Source organism: Natronolimnobius sp. AArcel1 (assembly GCF_011043775.1).
Lineage (GTDB): Archaea > Halobacteriota > Halobacteria > Halobacteriales > Natrialbaceae > Natronolimnobius.
Genome location: NZ_JAAKXY010000003.1, coordinates 716,961 through 733,028, shown reverse-complemented (window position 1 = coordinate 733,028; position 16,068 = coordinate 716,961). Strand labels below are relative to the sequence as shown.

The following is a 16,068-nucleotide window of genomic DNA, read 5'->3' as shown; positions in this document are numbered from 1 at the left end:
GGGTGTGCCCGCGAGCCAGAACCGGAATGTTAACCAGTCGGCTCTTCTAGTGTCTGACTATGTCATGGTTTCGTGCACTCCTCGCCGGGGGTCTCTCGGTTATCTTACCTGGTGCAGGGCACGCAGTGCTGCGTGACTGGATTCGGGCGTTGATCTTTGTGGGTCTGTACCTCTCCGCAATCGCGCTCTTTTTCCCCGTCGAAATGATCGCCAATGCGGACTCGGTTACTGAGGGGGCTGAACTAGCCACGCAAGAAACGGAAACGATGGGACAGTTCGTCCTCTCGTTTATTGTCCTCTTCGCTGCAATTGATGCCACCTTCCGCTCGCTCGGATTCCCGCCGAACTCCTCGTCTGCGGACGTCGACGGTCCGACCTGTCCCGAATGCGGGAAAGAACTCGATGACGACCTCGAGTTCTGTCACTGGTGTACGACCCGTCTCGAGCCACGCGGTGACGACGAAGATGACGAAGATGAATCAGAGTCGGAGTCAGAAAACGACCCAGAGCGGGCCGAAGCCGAACCGAAAGAAGCCTAACCGCTATTTCTCGATAATACTCTCTTCGACGGCCTCGCCGAAGTGGCGTGCCGTATCCTCGTAGTACAGCAACATCTCGTCGCCAGCCTCGAGATCCGTCACTGCCTTTCGCCCCTCGCTGGTCGAGACTTTGATCGTCTCGGCGTTCTGCAGCAGGGTTTCGATTCGGTCGCCAGATTGGGCCTCGAGAGCGACGCGGAACATCGGTCGCTGTTCGATTTTGACGCGGCCGACGATGGCTTCGCGGGTGTTGCCGTCGGTGTTGATGATCTGGACCTCGTCGCCGCTCTGGAGTTCTGAGAGATACTTCGTCCCGCCATCGGGCGTTCGAACGTAGGCGTGGACCGCACTCGCGTTGACTCGGAACGGGCGCGAGGCGACGTACGGCGATTCGGCCGTTTCGGCGTGGACGAAGACGAGTCCACGAGCCATCGACCCGACGAGCATTCCCTCGTCGTGCTCGAGCAGGCTGCCGGTGTCGATACAGACTCGGTCAGCGCTGCCAGCGCGTTCGATCTCGAGGACTTCGGCGTACTCCAGATCGAGCGTCTCGCGTTCGGCTTCGTCGCGAACCTCGACGGTCTTGCGGATCTCGTCGGGGTCGCTCGAGTCGAGCAGGACGGAATCGGAGCCGATCTCGAGGGTTTCAAAGGCCGTCTTCGCTTCGTCGGCGCTCGTGACGCCAGCGACAAGGTCGGTCTCGTCACCGATGCGGGCGATCAGGTTCTCGAGGGGGATAATCGTCCAGTCCTCGCCGATGATGATCGTGTGATCGGCTTCTTCGGCGGCCGTTTCGGCGAACGCTTCGTACTCTTTGTCGAGGATGCGGACGTACGCGCCGCGTTCAACATCGACGTCACGGCGCAGCGTCGACAGATCCGCAGAGCCAGAGAAATCTTCTGGCATGTCAATTGTCGCATCACCTTCGCCCTCTTTACCGACGACGATGGCGTCGGGTTCGGCGTCGCTGCCAACCTCGATGTGTTCGATTTCATCGTCTTCTTCAGCGTCATCAACGAGCGTCACATCGCCGTTGGTCCGAAACGCAGCGACGTTGATATCGCCGAGGTTACGCACGCGTTCGACGTCTGCTTCATCGACGAGTACCCAGTCGACGCCCGCCTCGAGTGCGGTCGTGATCCGCTCGCGGCGTTCGTCCCAGTCACCGACGCTGTCGTCGGCTTTAATCCAGACTGATCGTGTCATAGTTCGACGGTCGAAGGGAACTGGCTTGAACGTGGCGAATCCCGCAGACGGGTCCACTCGTCTCTCGAGTGCCGCCCGTCGAAACGTTGAGGGTCGCCTCGCGCGTATCTCGAGTCAATGCCTGCTTACGACGCGATCTGTTTCGATCTCGATCGCACGCTCTGTGAGTCGACACAGGACCCCACAGCCGTCCTCGAGACGGCGTTCGACCGAGTCGGCTGCGATCCCTTCTGTACGCCCGCCGATCTGCAAGCCGCAATCCCCGCCTTGCCGACATCCGAAACGGCTCGAGAGTTCTACGTAAACCTGTTTGCTGAAGTCTCTCGGCGAGCCGAGGCCGACGCCAATGCGTCAGCACTCGCGACCGCCTACCTCGAGACGAGCGATCCGAGCGCCGTCGAGTTCCGACCTGGTGCGGCGGACGCCCTTGAGCATGCTCGAGCCTGTGGAGACGTCGCGCTCATTACGAACGGTGGGCGCAAAACCCAGACTCAGAAACTCGAGGCACTTGATATTACAGACGCCTTTGATGTTTGCGTCTTCACCGAACCCAGCGCCGGAATTCTCCCGAAACCAGCGTTGGCTCCCTTCGAATACGCACTCGGTGAGCTCGAGACGACGCCGGATGCGGCGATCCACATCGGCGACTCGGTGCGCGCCGATATCGCTGGTGCGAATGCCATGGGACTTGATTCGGCGCTGGTCGCGACCGACGGCGGCACCGATGTCGGCGACGAACACGGCCACCGACCAACGTACGAACTCGAGACGCTCGAGGCACTCGAGTCGATCGTCTAACGGTCAGGATCAAGTAAATCTGTGTGGACGACTGCCCGGTACTGACTGTCTGTGGCGGTTTTGAGACGTGTAAGCAATGCAGCCACTGCGCCGAACTCTTCGGAGAGTTCGAACTCGTCGGTAGAGTCGTCATCGCGCTGTCGGCAGAGTTTGACAAACGAGAGCAGCGTCGAGTACGTTCCCTCTCGTGCGTAGACGACGCCCATCTCTCCATCCTCGGGCAGTTGCTCGAGCCAGTGTGCGATCACGGGCTCGGTATCGGCTCGGACCTGTTTCCTCGTCGCTGCCAGTTCCGACGCGTCGATATCGACATCGCCGAGAACCTCGTCGAGAACGGCCTGGACATCCGCCGTGTTGTCCTCGAGTGAGGGGGCCTCCGCTTCCGTCTCGAGCGTCGCTGCGAACGCCTCGAGTTCTGTGCGGCGGACGGCAATCGGGTAGACAAACTCGTGAGTCTCCTGTGGGAGTGTGTAGGTTTGGCCCTCACCGCTGGGAGTCGCGCCGTCTCGGCCGAGCATCGTATCGAGTATTCCCATAGACGACTCTGGTCACGTCGAGTGAATAAGTGTTCTGTGGTGATGATGGAACGATCCCTTGCCTGAGTTACCACTCGTCGCCGAGTGCTGCTTTCGCCCCGCCGTACTCGCTTGCGGTGGTCCACGAGCGCCCACTCTCGACGTGGGTCACGGCATACGAACTGCCACAGCTGCCACAGCGATACTGATCCGGTGATTTCACTGGCTTTGAGGCCCGATGGCGCTTGGCCTGCCAGTCGCAGTCAGAAGCGAGACACTGAAGATGATATCGGGGCTCAGAAAAGGACCGACAGTGACGCGGTGCCTCGAGTCGCGCTGCCTGCTCACGGAATCGCGGTCCATGGCCTGACTCGCCGAACTGCTGGTACTCCCAGGCGTGGACGAGTTCGTGGCGCACGACGGCCGCAAACTCCGGCCACTCGTAGCGTTCGTAGGCACGTCGAGCGAGGATGATTGTCGCGATCTCTTTCCTGCGATTCCAGCGACATAGTCCCGCTCGCCGCTGTGCACGCGCAGAGACATCCCACTCGAGGGCGTCAAAATCCACGTCAAGGTCGTACTCGCCACCGTCGCCACAGATCTCGCGAGCGTGAATGCGGGCTCGAGCGACGATCTCGTCGTCGACAGTGAGCCGATTGCCGTCAGTCTCGGTCACGGCTCGAGGAAAGACGTGAAAAGATGAGTGTGTTGTGGTCGCGACCACTCGGCAGCGGGCAGCTTAGGCCTCGAGTGCGAGTCCGGCTTCGCGAAGCGCCTCATCGACGGAGAGATCATCGTGGACGACACCGGAGACGGCAGTCGAAATCGCTACGGGGTCTTCGTGCTGGAAGATAGAGCGTCCCATCGAGATACCCGAACCGCCGGCGTCCATTGCACCACGAACCATCTCAATCGTCTCGCGGTCGGTGCCGCGTGCGCCGCCGGCGATGACGACCGGCAGTCGCGTCGATTCGACGACGTGCTGGAAACTGTCTGCGTCGCCGCTGTATCCGGTCTTGACGATATCGGCACCGAGTTCTTCGGCGAGTCGAACGGCGTGGCCGAGTGCCTCTGGGTCTGCAGAGTCGATATCAGGGCCGCGGGCGTAGGCCATCGCGAGAACGGGAATACCGAAGCGGTCGGCCGTCGAGGTGACCTCTGCGAGCTGGGAGAGCTGGTCTGGCTCGTGGTCCGAGCCGACGTTGATGTGGAAGGAAACGGCGTCTGCGCCGACTCGAATGGCGTCTTCGACGGTACCAGTCGATCGCTTGTCGTTCTCGTCTGGGCCGATAGACGTCGAGCCGTTCAGGTGAACGATGTAGCCCTTGCCGTTTTTGTTCTCGTGAACGCGCGGCGCGATTCCTTTCTGCGTGAGGACGGCGTCTGCGCCGCCGCGCGTGATTCCGTCAATCGTCGATTCGATGTCTTTGAGTCCCTGTACGGCACCGATTGTGATACCGTGGTCCATGGGGACGATGACGTATTTTCCGTCTGTCCCGATGCGGTCAAGTCGTGCGTCAGTTCCTGTCGTCATTTGCGGGTGTGTAGCAAGCTTGCAGTTATGGCTGTTCTGGTTCCGGTACGTCTTCCGCGTCGACCGCCTCGCCGGCCCCGCGGCGCGCGCCGCGTTTGAGTTCGGCCGCTTTCGCCTCGAGGCGGTCGGCTGCGTCGCCGTCCGAACTGTGCTCGGCAATAATGTCGACGAGCGCGCTGCCGACGATCACGCCGTCCGCGCCGGCTTCGATGATCTCGGCTGCGTGATCGCCCTCGCTAACGCCGAAGCCGACGGCCTTTGGCACGTCGAATTCGGAGAGGCGCTCAAGGCTGTCGTGCGTCGCGCCGGAAACGTTCGCTCGAGCGCCGGTCGTGCCGAGTCGGGCCTGCACGTAGGCGAATCCGGAAACCTGCGACATGATGGTTTCTAAGCGCTCGCCTTCGGTTGTCGGCGCGACGATGAAGACGAGATCGAGGCCGTGATCGTCACAGGCCTCGCGAAGCGGGTCGGCTTCCTCGGCTGGAAGGTCGGGGATGATCAGTCCCGAAAGGCCCACTTCTGCGGCGCGTTCGACGAACGGCCGAACGTCAGGCTTGCCTCGCGGTTCCACCGCTCGGCTATCCGAGGCGCTATGCGCCTCGCTTGTACCATATTGCAGGATCATATTATAATACGTCATCACCAGCAACGGTGCCTCGGTCTCGAGGTCGTCAACCAACTCGAAGAAGCCCTGCGGGGTCGTCCCCGCATCCAGCGCGCGGTTGATCGCGGCCTGAATCGTCGGCCCTTCGGCAATTGGCTCCGAGAAGGGCAAGCCGAGTTCGATCAGGTCCGAGCCGCCCCGGTCGAGTGCTTCGACGTATTCTTTCGTGTCCTCGAGCGATGGATCGCCCGCGGTGATGTAGGTGATCAGCGCCGGGTCGTTCTCGCGGATGGCAGCTTCGATGTCGCTCACGGGTCGCTCCTGGTCGTCGCTCCCCGTTCGCGTTTCCCGAGAGTCTCGCTCCGCTCGACGCTCGTCACTCATTCCTTGAACACCTCCACATCCGGTGCCGCCTCGAGATCACGTTTCTCGGTTTCCTCGAGGACGGTTTCCAGATCCTTGTCGCCCCGGCCGGAGACGTTGACGACGACGAGGTCGCCGAGATCGTCCGTATGTTCCTCGATGTATCCGAGTGCGTGCGAGGACTCGAGTGCCGGGATAATCCCCTCGAGATTCGAGAGACGATGGAAGCCGTTGAGCGCGTCGTCGTCGTCGACACTTGCGGGCGTTACGCGGTCGGTCGCGACGAGATGCGAGAGCTCCGGACCGACGCCGGCGTAGTCCAGTCCCGCGCTCACGCTGTGGGATTCGACGATCTGGCCGTCCTCGCTCTGGAGGAGTTTCGTCATCGCGCCGTGGAGCACGCCGTCGGTGCCCGTCGAAAGCGTCGCCGAGTTAGGTGCGAGATTCGCCTCTTCGTCGATCTCGAGACTCGAGCCGCCGGCTTCGACGGCGACGAGGTCCACACTCTCATCGGGAACGAACTCGTGGAACGTCCCCATCGTGTTCGAGCCGCCGCCCGCACAGGCAACGACGGTATCGGGGAGGCGACCTGCTTGCTCCTGAATTTGCTTTCGCGCTTCCTGGCTGATGACGGCCTGGAAATCCCGAACCATCTTCGGGAACGGGTGTGGGCCGACGACGCTGCCGATGACGTAGTGGGTCGTCTCGACCGTGGTCGCCCAGTCGCGCATCGTCTCGTTGATCGCTTCCTTGAGCGTCCCGCTGCCGGCCGTCACGGGGTTGACCGCCGCGCCGTTCATCCGCATCCGGTAGACGTTCGGGCGCTGGCGGTTGATATCCGTCCGGCCCATGTAGATTTCACAGGGCATGTCGAGATGCGCGGCGGCCATCGCGGTCGCGGTGCCGTGTTGACCCGCGCCGGTCTCGGCGATGATCCGCTCTTTGCCCATGTACTTCGCGAGCAGGACCTGCCCGAGCGCATTATTGAGTTTGTGTGCGCCGCCGTGGACAAGGTCCTCGCGTTTGAGGTAGATCTCGCGGTCGTAGCGCTCGCTGAGTCGATCCGCGCGCTGCAAGGGCGTTGGTCGCCCGCCGAAATCACGCATTCGCTCGCGGAACTCGTCCATGAAGCCGTCTTCATTGTTTAAAACGTAGCGCTCGTAGGCGTCCTCGAGTTCCTGCAAGGCGGGCATCAGCGCCTCGGGGACGTACTGGCCGCCGTAGTCGCCGAACGTCGCCTCGCTGTCGCGCTCACGGTTGCGGTCGCGGTCGTGGTCTGGTGTGGTCTTGCTCATATCAAATCAGTCTTCGCTGTCGCCGTCGGCGGCTGTCGGGGCGGACTCCGTCTGCGTCAGTCGCCGCGTGTTCTCCGTTACGTCGCTGTCGGCCGCGCCGTGGTCCATGATGGCGCTGCCAACCAGGAGGGCGTCAGCGCCCGCCTCGCGCATCCGGCGCACGTCCGCGGGCGAAGAAATGCCGCTTTCGGCGATCAGGGTCACGTCTTCGGGGGCTTCGGGCGCAACGGACTCGAAGGTTTCGAGGTCCACCTCGAGTTTCGCCAGATCCCGGTTGTTGACGCCGATTATCTCCGCGCCTGCCTCGAGTGCGGTCTCGAGTTCCGCGCGGTCGTGCACCTCCACGAGGGGCTGGAAGCCGCGCTCGCGGGCAGCCTCGATAAGGGACTCGAGATTGTCGACGAATCGGACGATCAGGAGGAGGAGGTCGGCGTCGACGACGTCCAACTGGGCCTCGCGAACGACGAAGTCCTTGCGGAGGACGGGCACGTCGACGGCCTCGCGAACGCGCTCGAGTGCCTCGGGCGAGCCGCCGAAGTGGCTCGGTTCGGTCAGCACCGAAATCGCCGCTGCGCCGCCCTCGACCATCGCTTCGGCGAGTTCGACGGGGTCGTCCTCCCGGGTCCCGTCTGCGGTCGGACTCGTCGGTTTTACTTCCGCGATCACGGGGACGCGGCCGTCCGCCTCGGCCCGCTCGAGTGCGTCGGGGAGCGACTGCGCGTCGACGTCGAGTGCCTCGTCACCGCCCGCTCGCGTGCGAGCCGCCTCGAGGATCGACGCCACCGCGGGCGCCAGGTCCGTCTCGGAGTTCATTGTTGTACATCGACGTACTCATATGTACAAAAGCCTTGCGCCATTCGGTCGCGCTGGGGGCGAGTGACGACCGGCGGCTATTCAAGGCCCGATGCGCTACCCCCTGTCATGGACGAGGTTACGGACGCCGGAATATACGCGCGCAAATCACCGTATCTCGACCGCTACGTACAGGTTGGGGCCGCAAGCGGGCGCGTACTCCGAGTCACATTCCCCGAGACACCCGAGGGAGACAGCGAGGACGAGCATCCGGTTCTCGAGCAGATCTTCGACTATCTCGAGGGTGTCGAGGAGGTTTCCTTCGATGACGTACAGATCGCATTGACCATGCCAACGGACCAGCGCGCGGTGTTAGAGCAGGTTCGCCAGATCCCCTACGGTGATCAGGTCGGCGTCGAGACGCTCGCCCGAATGACGTCAGGCATCGACCATCAGGACGACGACGACCTGATTCTGGTCCGGACGGCCCTCGACGAAAACCCTGCGCCAATCTTGATTCCTGATCACCGCGTCCGCGACGGCCCAAGCGCCGCCCCACCGGCGGTCGAACAGAAGTTGCGCTCGCTCGAGGGATTGTAACGGGTGTCATCCGACAGCTGCAGTCCTGGGTCGGGTGACGACGGCGACGATGGCGATGGTAGCGATGACAGCGCCGATGGCGACTGCGGGGCACGAAAGTTGCACGGCTGGTACCGGACCCAGCTCTATCAGAGTCTGCTTGGACTCATTGTGCTCGCTGGAATCCTCCTGCTGTTTCTGCCGACAGTAATGGTCGCTATCCTCATCAGCGTCCCAGTCGCGTTGGTCCTGTGTGGACTCGGATTGCTCGTCCTCGAGCGCCCACGCGAGATCACACAGTCGAAGTAACAGCGTCTCGAGGACACGTTTTATCCGATTTCTCGCCTAATCAATCGCTATGGAACTACGAACGTGGCAGTTCACCAATTTTGCAGGGTTACAGACGCCACCGAGCATTCTCGCCCAGAGCGTCTCCGTCGACGTACAGTGGCTCAGCAATTCGAATCAGGTACTGATAGACGGGGTCTTCCCGACGGGGGACGAGAGCTATCAGATCGTCCCAAAAAATATCCGCTGGAAAGAAGAGTCGATAGTTGTTATCGTCGGCGTCAGTCGAATAGAGACCGATCTCGTTATGGATGTCGGGCGGAACGTCCCGTACCAGATCCAACTGGAATTTCTCTCCGGACTGCCGGACGAGATCGAAGTATTCCACGAGAACGAACGCGACGAGGTTGTCCACTCCGAGGTTGTAACGCGAGCCGCTGACTGATCGGCCGTCGAAACAAGCCGACTACCTCCTGAGCGCAGCATCCGGCCCGAGTGCATCGATAATGCGACAGACGTTCTTCGAAAAGACGCGCCGCAGCATGTCCTCGGAGACGTCCAAGGTGAGAATCTCCATGACAGCGACGTTTGGATGGCAGGCCGGCGCACCGCTGCCGAAGAAGACGCGATCCGGATGCTCGAGTACGGCGCGCTCGAGCAACTGGCGATAGCGGACGAAACTCGTCTCGAGGTAGCACTCGTCGTACTCATCGAGGAGGTCAATCATCTGGGCCATTAGTTCGCGATCAAGTGGGTGGCCGCCGAACTGGGCGACGATAACGGGAAAGTCGTGGCCGAGAACGGTCTCCGTGAGTTCGGCTGGCGGCGCGTCGACGCCGGCGCGGACGAGGAGCGGGAGTCCGACATCCTCGAGGACGGCGAGGACGTCTTCGTCGGGGTAGTTATCGACGGTTGGATCGAAGACGAAGCCGTGGAAGCGGTCATCGTAGGCGTACTTTTCGATGTCCTCTGGAGTCGTGTGATAGGGTTTGGGGCGACTAACAGCGTTTCGGAGCAGGCCAGTAGGCGACCCTTCGGGGTGTTCGGTGCCGTTAATTCGTGCGAACGCGATGAACGGCCGGTCGACGCTGCGACGGGCGACCCCGTTGTTCGCAGCCACGTACTCTGTTTCAGCCCGCGCGGGTGGAAAAATGACTGATTTGGTAATTCCTGCTTGATGCATCTCCCGTTCTAACTGGTCGGGCGTCCTCGTCTGTGCCCGCGCTCGGCCGGGTCCCCCATCCGGCACGAGCCGCGTATAGACATCGACAACCCGAAACCCATGTTCCAACTCCAGCATCCCACTAGACCCTTCAGAATCGACCCATATTGTGCTACCGACTTTTCGCGGACCCGCGTCTGCGCCCGTTCTCGCCGACTCGAGATCAATTGTGTGTCGACGGTTCACACCCCAATCGCAAGACGGAGTGGTGCTGGCTTGGGAAAGGTTTATATAGAAGTGCTGACGACATAGGTAGTGAGGATTCAACCATGGCACAACAGGGACGCATGGGCGGACAGCCTATGTTCATCATGAGCGAGGACAGTCAGCGAACCCAGGGGCGGGATGCCCAGTCGTCCAACATCATGGCCGGCAAGGCCGTTGCCGAGTCGGTCCGGACGACACTCGGCCCCCGCGGAATGGATAAAATGCTCGTCGACTCGAGCGGTGAAGTCGTCATCACCAACGATGGCGCAACCATCCTCGAGGAGATGGATATCGAACACCCTGCGGCACAAATGATCGTCGAGGTCGCCGACTCTCAGGAAGAAGAAGTCGGTGACGGAACGACGACCGCCGCCGTCATCGCTGGCAACCTCCTTGGCGAGGCCGAGGACCTGATCGAACAGGATGTCCACGCAACGACGATCGTGGAAGGCTATCACGAAGCCTCCGAGATTGCCCTCGAGGCCATCGCTGAGCAGGTACAGGAAGCCGAAGTCGACGACGACGTACTCACGCAGGTCGCCGAATCCAGCATGACCGGCAAGGGCACTGGCGGACTCACCGCCGAGTCGCTCGCCGAGACGGTCGTCGAGGCCGTCCGACACGTCGAAGGCGACGAGAAGGTTGCTCGCGACAACATCACCGTCCACACGCAGATCGGCGCGTCCTCGAACGCGACCGAACTCGTCCCCGGTATCATCGTCGATGAGGACCCTGCTCACGACGCAATGCCAGCCGAAGTCGAGGACGCCTCGATTGCCGTCCTCGACGTCGAACTCGGCGTCCGCACCGGTGACGTTGACGCTGAGTACGCTATCGACTCGATTGACCAACTCAACGCTGCCATCGACGCCGAGGAAAGCGAGGTCCGTGGCTACGCCGAAACCATCGCCGAAAGCGGTGCTGACGTCGTCTTCACCTCTGACGATGTCGACGACCGTATCTCCTCGTTCCTCGCAAACGAGGGCGTCCTCGTCTTCGAGAACCTTTCGAACAACGACGCCGGCAAGATCGCCTCCGCAACGGGCGCTCGCCGCGTCGGCGCACTCGACGATCTCGAAGAAGACGACTTCGGCGCAGCCGACCGCGTCGGTGCCGAGAACTACGGCGACGACGACCTTGCGTTCATCGAAGGCGGCGCAGCCGCAGACGCCGTCACCGTCTTCGTCCGCGGTGGCACCGAACACGTCGTCGACGAACTCGAGCGTGCCATCGGTGACGCACTCGACGTCGCTGCAACTGCCCTCGAGTCAGGCGAAGTCGTCCCCGGCGCTGGTGCGACCGAAATCGCAATTGCCGATACGGTCCGTCAGGAAGCAGCCGGTATTGAAGGCCGCAAACAGCTCGCAGTCACCGCGTTCGCCGACGCGCTCGATGTCGTCCCACGAACGCTCGCCGCGAACACGGGCCAGGACCCAATCGACGCACTCGTCGACCTGCGTTCCGCTCACGAGTCCGAAGGCCGTGCCGGCCTGATCACGAGCGGCGAAGACGTCACCATCGACGATCCGTTCGAGTACGGCGTCGTCGACCCCGCAGACGTCAAACGCGAGGCCATCGAAAGTGCCACTGAAGCAGCGACAATGATTGTCCGTATCGACGACGTCATCGCTGCTGAATAACGCAACTGCGTTTGCTTTTCGTTTTTCTTTCCGAGATTGTTACAACAGATGGTAGTATCATTTGGCCGATAATGTTATATGTTAACATGCGGTAGCTCGGATATGCCCGACACAATACCACGGCGAACGGACCGGTTCGAGACGATCGAGACCGCTCTCGGGCACTCGCTGCACTACGATCCCGATCGGGAAACATACCACTGCTGGTACGACAGCACTGACGGCGAGCCGATCTCTACCACCGTGGTAGTCGCTGTTGCCACACTCCTCGAGACGACAGTTGCGGACCTTGAGGCCCTCTATTCGTGTATTGATGCAGATGCGTTGAACACACTTTGTGCGCACTGGATGGCAGATACGCGAATCACCGAGGGAACAATCGAGTTCACGTACGCCGGTTGTCGGGTGATGATTACCGCGGCCGGTGCGATTGTGATTGAGCCAGTTGAGATGACTGGGCAAATGGGCTAACCACCAGTAATATCACTCGAGATGATGTTTCTGTCCGACTTAGGGACTGACCGCCGTCTCGAGGATCACTCGATCACCGACTTCGAGTTCGAACGCCTCGTCGCCACGACCCTGATTGACGTCGAGTTCGACGTAGCCATGGCTCCCGACAGTTGCGAGGCGCTCTCCGGGTGAGACTGCAGCGAACGTCTCGCCAACGGGAACTGCCTCGCCGTTCGCGACGACTCGTTCGTGGTCTCTGAGAACGTCGCCCGGAACGTTCGTAATGACGTTGCCAAAGTCATCGACGACCAGCACCTCGCCAGTTGCACGTGCTCCGTCTTCCTCGAGTGTCGCCGTGGGTAACTCACAGTCGACAAGCATCTCGGTGGCAACCGACTCGAGAAACGCACAGTCTTCAAGCGCCTCGAGTGGCGTATCGTGGACGGCTGCAGCGGCGGGGGCGAACACGTCCCGACCGTGGAAGGTGTTGCTCGCCGGTCTCGCGTCGTCTCGAGCGCTGGCCGCTACCTGGGTGCGGGCCGAGTCGACAGTCGGTTCGACTCGCTCGAGTCGAGATTCGTCGATGACGGACGCCTCGAGCTGGCCACCGTCCGTGAGCTGCCGAGCGACTGGCCTGAGGACGCCGTTGTCGGGGCCGACGAGGGTATGCTCGCCTGCACGGAGCACCAGCGCGTTTCGGTCGGTTCCGACGCCGGGGTCGACGACTATGAGGTGGGTTGCCGGCGGGAAGTACGGCAGCGTTTCGCGGAGCCAGAAGGCTGCGGCGCGGATATCCTGGCGGGGGAACTCGTGAGAAACGTCGATCAAGCGAGCATCGGTTCGCTGACAGAGGACCCCCTTCATCGCCGCGGGGTACGGTGTGCCGAAGTCAGAGGCGAGTGTAATCATACACGAAGAGAGGAAAGGGACGGAGAAAATTGGCGGGGAATCAGCAGTCGCGTCGACCCTGTGCACACGACGCCAGAACTTGGCCCTTGGCTGACTTACTTTCCGTTGGTGTCCGTATCGCTGATCATCTGAATGCGCTCGATGCCGTCGATTTCGTCGACGACCTCGACGACGGCGTCCGGAACCAGCGACTGCCAGTCGCCACCGGTGATCATCCGCTCGCGAACCTCGCTGCCCTCGAGGACCTCGCGGTTGAACATCGGGGACTGGCGGATTTCGATATCGGCCTCGCGAAAGAGTTGGATCACGAGCGGGTTGTTCGAGTACGCAACGTCGAAATCCGGGCTCATGCTCTGGACGTGGCTCACCCAGACCGAGTTGCGCTCTAAGTCCTCGATGGGGACGGCGTAGGTCACGAGATCGTACTCAACGAGGGCCTTGGTGATCATCATGATGCGCTCGCCGGCAGTAAACGGGTTGCGAACGGTATGGGAGTCATCGGCGCTTCCGATGCCGAGGATCAGTTCATCGACTTCGCCCGCGATTTGCTCGACCATACTCCGGTGGCCGTTGTGAAACGGTTGGAAGCGACCGATGTAGAACCCGCGAGTCATTGCCGAAACGTGTTCGGCCGCGGCGCTTAAGCGTGGCGAGTTTCACCGCAGCTGTCTCTCGAGCCGACGACAGAAATCCGGATACTGTTCAGTCATCGACCCAGCTCGTCATCGTCGCCCACTGGTTTGAAACACCACTTCAGACTAGCACATCCTAAACCCGCGTTTCGGACGCTGTGTCGTGCTGTTTCCTCCACTGACACCATGCTCCGCATGGAGAAAGTATATCAGTCGCAATCCCTTCGAAACAGGTACTGAACAGAGTTCTATGAGCAACGATACGAACGTTGACGACCCTCCCGAAGACGCTCCGGGATCTGCTTCCGACGACACTCAGCGGGAGCACCAGCAGGATACCGATCCAGAGCGTCAGGGATCCCGGTCACCACTCGAGGAGGATGGTGAGCGGAGCGGTACCACCGACGAGTCGGTCGGTGGGGTAGTTCAGGATCAGAACCAGGAGTCAGATCCAGACGCGGACCCAGACTCCGATATCGACCACGCTGACACGGTCGGGGACGAAGACGACGAGGATGAGATCGAGACAGTCAACGATCTCGGCAGCACTGTCGATGTCGATCCAGGTGTCGAAATCGACGAGGAGAACGCCGAAGACGACATGCTTGGCGGCCTCAAGGTCGATTCGACCGACGATATCGAAGTGCCCGACCGACTCGTCGATCAGGTCATCGGGCAGGACGAGGCTCGAGACATCATCATCAAGGCGGCAAAACAGCGCCGACACGTGATGATGATTGGCTCCCCCGGGACCGGGAAGTCGATGCTGGCGAAAGCGATGAGCCAGCTCTTGCCACAGGAGGATCTGCAGGACGTGCTGGTCTATCACAACCCCGACGACGGAAACGCACCGAAGGTGCGGACCGTTCCAGGGGGCAAGGGCGAACAGATCATCGACGCCCACAAGGAAGAAGCCCGCAAGCGCAACCAGATGCGATCGATCCTGATGTGGATCATTATCGCGATCGTCATCGGCTATGCGCTTTTGACGGTCAACATCCTGCTTGGCATCCTCGCCGCAGGTATTATCTGGCTGATCTTCCGCTACACCTCGCGCGGAACGGACGCGATGGTGCCGAATATGATCGTCGACAACGGCGATCAGCGACAGGCCCCATTCGAGGACGCAACCGGTGCCCACGCTGGTGCGCTGCTCGGTGACGTCCGCCACGATCCGTTCCAGTCGGGTGGGATGGAGACGCCGTCTCACGACCGCGTCGAACCGGGTTCGATCCACAAGTCCAACAAGGGCGTGCTGTTCGTCGACGAGATCAACACGCTAGACGTCCGCACCCAGCAAAAGCTGATGACGGCGATTCAGGAGGGTGAGTTCGCTATTACCGGACAGAGCGAGCGCTCTTCGGGTGCGATGGTCCAGACCGAACCCGTTCCCTGTGACTTCGTCATGATCGCTGCCGGGAACCTCGATGCGATGGAGAACATGCACCCCGCACTCCGTAACCGCGTCAAAGGATACGGGTACGAGGTCTACATGGAGGACACCATCGAGTCCACCGCCGAGATGCGCCGGAAGTACGCACGCTTCGTCGCCCAGGAGGTCGAACGCGACGGTCGCCTGCCACACTTCACCCGCGACGCTGTCGAGGAGATCATCCTCGAGGCCAAACGCCGCTCGGGCCGAAAGAACCACTTGACGCTTCACTTCCGGAGCCTCGGTGGGTTGGTCCGCGTTGCTGGCGACATCGCCCGCGCAGAGGACCGCGACCTCACCACGCGTGATGACGTGTTGCAGGCCAAACAGCGCTCGCGTTCCATCGAACAACAGCTCGCCGACGACTACATCGAACGCCGCAAGGACTACGAACTGCAGGTCACTGACGACGGCATCGAGGGTCGGGTCAACGGCCTCGCTGTCATGGGCGAAGACTCGGGGATTATGCTCCCGGTCATGGCCGAAATCGCGCCCGCACAGGGTGGCGGCCAAGTGATCGCAACTGGAAAACTGCAGGAGATGGCCGAGGAATCCGTCCAAAACGTCTCTGCGATCATCAAGAAGTTCTCCGACGTGGATCTCTCGGAAAAAGACATCCACATCCAGTTCGTCCAGGCAGGCCAGCAGGGTGTTGACGGCGACTCTGCCTCCATCACGGTGGCAACCGCCGTTATCAGTGCCCTTGAGGACATTCCGGTGGATCAGTCGGTTGCAATGACCGGATCACTTTCGGTCCGGGGCGACGTGCTCCCGGTCGGTGGTGTCACCCACAAGATCGAAGCCGCCGCGAAAGCCGGCTGTAAGACGGTCATTATCCCGAAGGCCAACGAACAGGACGTGATGATCGAAGACGAATACGAGGAAATGGTCGAGATCATCCCGTGTGCGAACATCAGCGAAGTGCTCGACGTCGCCCTGATGGGCGAACCAAAGAAAGACTCGCTGGTCGACCGACTCAAAGCAATCACCGAGTCGGCGTTCGAACAGGGCCAAGGCACAGTCGGCTCCGCAAGCGGGTCGAACCCAAGCCCACAGTAAC

Annotated in this window: 18 protein-coding genes; 8 read left to right on the top strand and 10 right to left on the bottom strand. The window is 61.4% G+C overall.

Going from position 1 to position 16,068, the window contains the following annotated elements:
- The first annotated feature begins 59 nt into the window (after nt 1–59).
- Nucleotides 60–539, top strand: coding sequence for a zinc ribbon domain-containing protein (locus G6M89_RS11925; RefSeq protein WP_165161994.1), 480 nt, complete (start codon nt 60–62; stop codon nt 537–539).
- Nucleotides 540–542: 3 nt separating this feature from the next.
- On the opposite strand, the gene G6M89_RS11920 is transcribed toward G6M89_RS11925, so the two are convergent.
- Entirely contained in the window at nt 543–1,745 is a 1,203-nt protein-coding gene (locus G6M89_RS11920) for a 3-dehydroquinate synthase II (RefSeq protein ID WP_165161993.1), read from the bottom strand.
- A gap of 117 nt (nt 1,746–1,862) precedes the next feature.
- Here G6M89_RS11920 and G6M89_RS11915 point away from each other — a divergent pair, with 117 nt between their 5' ends.
- Nucleotides 1,863–2,543, top strand: coding sequence for an HAD family hydrolase (locus G6M89_RS11915; RefSeq protein ID WP_165161992.1), 681 nt, complete (start codon nt 1,863–1,865; stop codon nt 2,541–2,543).
- Here the strand turns inward: G6M89_RS11915 and G6M89_RS11910 are convergent.
- From G6M89_RS11910 to trpC, 6 genes are all read right to left on the bottom strand, one after another.
- Nucleotides 2,540–3,079 (bottom strand): hypothetical protein, encoded by a 540-nt coding sequence (locus G6M89_RS11910; RefSeq protein ID WP_165161991.1) that lies wholly within the window; start codon nt 3,077–3,079, stop codon nt 2,540–2,542. The two genes, G6M89_RS11915 and G6M89_RS11910, sit on opposite strands and share 4 nt — an antisense overlap.
- A 67-nt stretch (nt 3,080–3,146) precedes the next feature.
- Nucleotides 3,147–3,734: a SprT-like domain-containing protein gene (locus G6M89_RS11905; RefSeq protein ID WP_165161990.1), complete on the bottom strand. Its 588-nt coding sequence runs from the start codon at nt 3,732–3,734 to the stop codon at nt 3,147–3,149.
- Nucleotides 3,735–3,797: 63 nt separating this feature from the next.
- Nucleotides 3,798–4,592, bottom strand: a complete 795-nt coding sequence (locus G6M89_RS11900) for a 2-amino-3,7-dideoxy-D-threo-hept-6-ulosonate synthase (RefSeq protein WP_165161989.1) — start codon at nt 4,590–4,592, stop codon at nt 3,798–3,800.
- A 25-nt stretch (nt 4,593–4,617) separates the two neighbouring features.
- Nucleotides 4,618–5,580 carry a tryptophan synthase subunit alpha gene (gene trpA, locus G6M89_RS11895; RefSeq protein WP_165161988.1) on the bottom strand — a complete coding sequence of 321 codons (963 nt, stop codon included), beginning with the start codon at nt 5,578–5,580 and terminating at the stop codon, nt 4,618–4,620.
- Nucleotides 5,577–6,854 carry a tryptophan synthase subunit beta gene (gene trpB / locus G6M89_RS11890; RefSeq protein WP_165161987.1) on the bottom strand — a complete coding sequence of 426 codons (1,278 nt, stop codon included), beginning with the start codon at nt 6,852–6,854 and terminating at the stop codon, nt 5,577–5,579. Before trpB ends, trpA begins: the two co-directional genes overlap by 4 nt.
- 6 nt (nt 6,855–6,860) lie before the next feature.
- Nucleotides 6,861–7,667 carry an indole-3-glycerol phosphate synthase gene (gene trpC / locus G6M89_RS11885; RefSeq protein WP_165161986.1) on the bottom strand — a complete coding sequence of 269 codons (807 nt, stop codon included), beginning with the start codon at nt 7,665–7,667 and terminating at the stop codon, nt 6,861–6,863.
- A 108-nt stretch (nt 7,668–7,775) separates the two neighbouring features.
- Between trpC and G6M89_RS11880 the strand changes: the two genes are divergently transcribed.
- Genes G6M89_RS11880 through G6M89_RS11870 form a run of 3 tightly spaced genes read left to right on the top strand, consistent with a single transcriptional unit; the run spans nt 7,776 to nt 8,958 of the window.
- The gene (locus G6M89_RS11880; RefSeq protein ID WP_165161985.1) at nt 7,776–8,246 is read left to right on the top strand and encodes an MGMT family protein; all 471 of its coding nucleotides are present in this window, start codon (nt 7,776–7,778) and stop codon (nt 8,244–8,246) included.
- Between the two features lie 3 nt (nt 8,247–8,249).
- Nucleotides 8,250–8,534, top strand: coding sequence for a hypothetical protein (locus tag G6M89_RS11875; protein WP_165161984.1), 285 nt, complete (start codon nt 8,250–8,252; stop codon nt 8,532–8,534).
- Between the two features lie 49 nt (nt 8,535–8,583).
- On the top strand, nt 8,584–8,958 hold the full coding sequence (locus tag G6M89_RS11870) for a hypothetical protein (protein ID WP_087714604.1): 375 nt from the start codon (nt 8,584–8,586) through the stop codon (nt 8,956–8,958).
- 21 nt (nt 8,959–8,979) lie between these two features.
- Here the strand turns inward: G6M89_RS11870 and G6M89_RS11865 are convergent, their stop codons facing one another.
- Nucleotides 8,980–9,813 (bottom strand): amidohydrolase family protein, encoded by an 834-nt coding sequence (locus tag G6M89_RS11865; protein ID WP_165161983.1) that lies wholly within the window; start codon nt 9,811–9,813, stop codon nt 8,980–8,982.
- A 224-nt stretch (nt 9,814–10,037) separates the two neighbouring features.
- On the opposite strand from G6M89_RS11865, the gene thsA reads away from it, so the two are divergent.
- On the top strand, nt 10,038–11,582 hold the full coding sequence (gene thsA / locus G6M89_RS11860) for a thermosome subunit alpha (protein ID WP_165162130.1): 1,545 nt from the start codon (nt 10,038–10,040) through the stop codon (nt 11,580–11,582).
- 102 nt (nt 11,583–11,684) lie between these two features.
- Entirely contained in the window at nt 11,685–12,053 is a 369-nt protein-coding gene (locus G6M89_RS11855) for a HalOD1 output domain-containing protein (protein ID WP_165161982.1), read from the top strand.
- A gap of 39 nt (nt 12,054–12,092) precedes the next feature.
- Here the strand turns inward: G6M89_RS11855 and G6M89_RS11850 are convergent, their stop codons facing one another.
- The gene (locus G6M89_RS11850; protein WP_165161981.1) at nt 12,093–12,944 is read right to left on the bottom strand and encodes an S-adenosyl-l-methionine hydroxide adenosyltransferase family protein; all 852 of its coding nucleotides are present in this window, start codon (nt 12,942–12,944) and stop codon (nt 12,093–12,095) included.
- Between the two features lie 95 nt (nt 12,945–13,039).
- Nucleotides 13,040–13,558, bottom strand: a complete 519-nt coding sequence (locus tag G6M89_RS11845) for a nicotinamide-nucleotide adenylyltransferase (RefSeq protein WP_165161980.1) — start codon at nt 13,556–13,558, stop codon at nt 13,040–13,042.
- A 268-nt stretch (nt 13,559–13,826) separates the two neighbouring features.
- Here G6M89_RS11845 and lonB point away from each other — a divergent pair, with 268 nt between their 5' ends.
- Nucleotides 13,827–16,067, top strand: coding sequence for an ATP-dependent protease LonB (lonB, locus tag G6M89_RS11840; protein ID WP_165161979.1), 2,241 nt, complete (start codon nt 13,827–13,829; stop codon nt 16,065–16,067).
- Nucleotide 16,068 lies beyond the last annotated feature (1 nt).

Excerpts from the sequence above, each read along its gene's own strand:
- G6M89_RS11925 (WP_165161994.1), top strand. The coding sequence starts at position 60 with ATGTCATGGTTTCGTGCACTCCTCGCCGGGGGTCTCTCGGTTATCTTA.
- G6M89_RS11920 (WP_165161993.1), bottom strand. The coding sequence starts at position 1,745 with ATGACACGATCAGTCTGGATTAAAGCCGACGACAGCGTCGGTGACTGG.
- G6M89_RS11915 (WP_165161992.1), top strand. The coding sequence starts at position 1,863 with ATGCCTGCTTACGACGCGATCTGTTTCGATCTCGATCGCACGCTCTGT.
- G6M89_RS11910 (WP_165161991.1), bottom strand. The coding sequence starts at position 3,079 with ATGGGAATACTCGATACGATGCTCGGCCGAGACGGCGCGACTCCCAGC.
- G6M89_RS11900 (WP_165161989.1), bottom strand. The coding sequence starts at position 4,592 with ATGACGACAGGAACTGACGCACGACTTGACCGCATCGGGACAGACGGA.
- trpA (WP_165161988.1), bottom strand. The coding sequence starts at position 5,580 with ATGAGTGACGAGCGTCGAGCGGAGCGAGACTCTCGGGAAACGCGAACG.
- trpB (WP_165161987.1), bottom strand. The coding sequence starts at position 6,854 with ATGAGCAAGACCACACCAGACCACGACCGCGACCGCAACCGTGAGCGC.
- trpC (WP_165161986.1), bottom strand. The coding sequence starts at position 7,667 with ATGAACTCCGAGACGGACCTGGCGCCCGCGGTGGCGTCGATCCTCGAG.
- G6M89_RS11880 (WP_165161985.1), top strand. The coding sequence starts at position 7,776 with ATGGACGAGGTTACGGACGCCGGAATATACGCGCGCAAATCACCGTAT.
- G6M89_RS11870 (WP_087714604.1), top strand. The coding sequence starts at position 8,584 with ATGGAACTACGAACGTGGCAGTTCACCAATTTTGCAGGGTTACAGACG.
- G6M89_RS11865 (WP_165161983.1), bottom strand. The coding sequence starts at position 9,813 with ATGCTGGAGTTGGAACATGGGTTTCGGGTTGTCGATGTCTATACGCGG.
- thsA (WP_165162130.1), top strand. The coding sequence starts at position 10,038 with ATGTTCATCATGAGCGAGGACAGTCAGCGAACCCAGGGGCGGGATGCC.
- G6M89_RS11855 (WP_165161982.1), top strand. The coding sequence starts at position 11,685 with ATGCCCGACACAATACCACGGCGAACGGACCGGTTCGAGACGATCGAG.
- G6M89_RS11850 (WP_165161981.1), bottom strand. The coding sequence starts at position 12,944 with ATGATTACACTCGCCTCTGACTTCGGCACACCGTACCCCGCGGCGATG.
- G6M89_RS11845 (WP_165161980.1), bottom strand. The coding sequence starts at position 13,558 with ATGACTCGCGGGTTCTACATCGGTCGCTTCCAACCGTTTCACAACGGC.
- lonB (WP_165161979.1), top strand. The coding sequence starts at position 13,827 with ATGAGCAACGATACGAACGTTGACGACCCTCCCGAAGACGCTCCGGGA.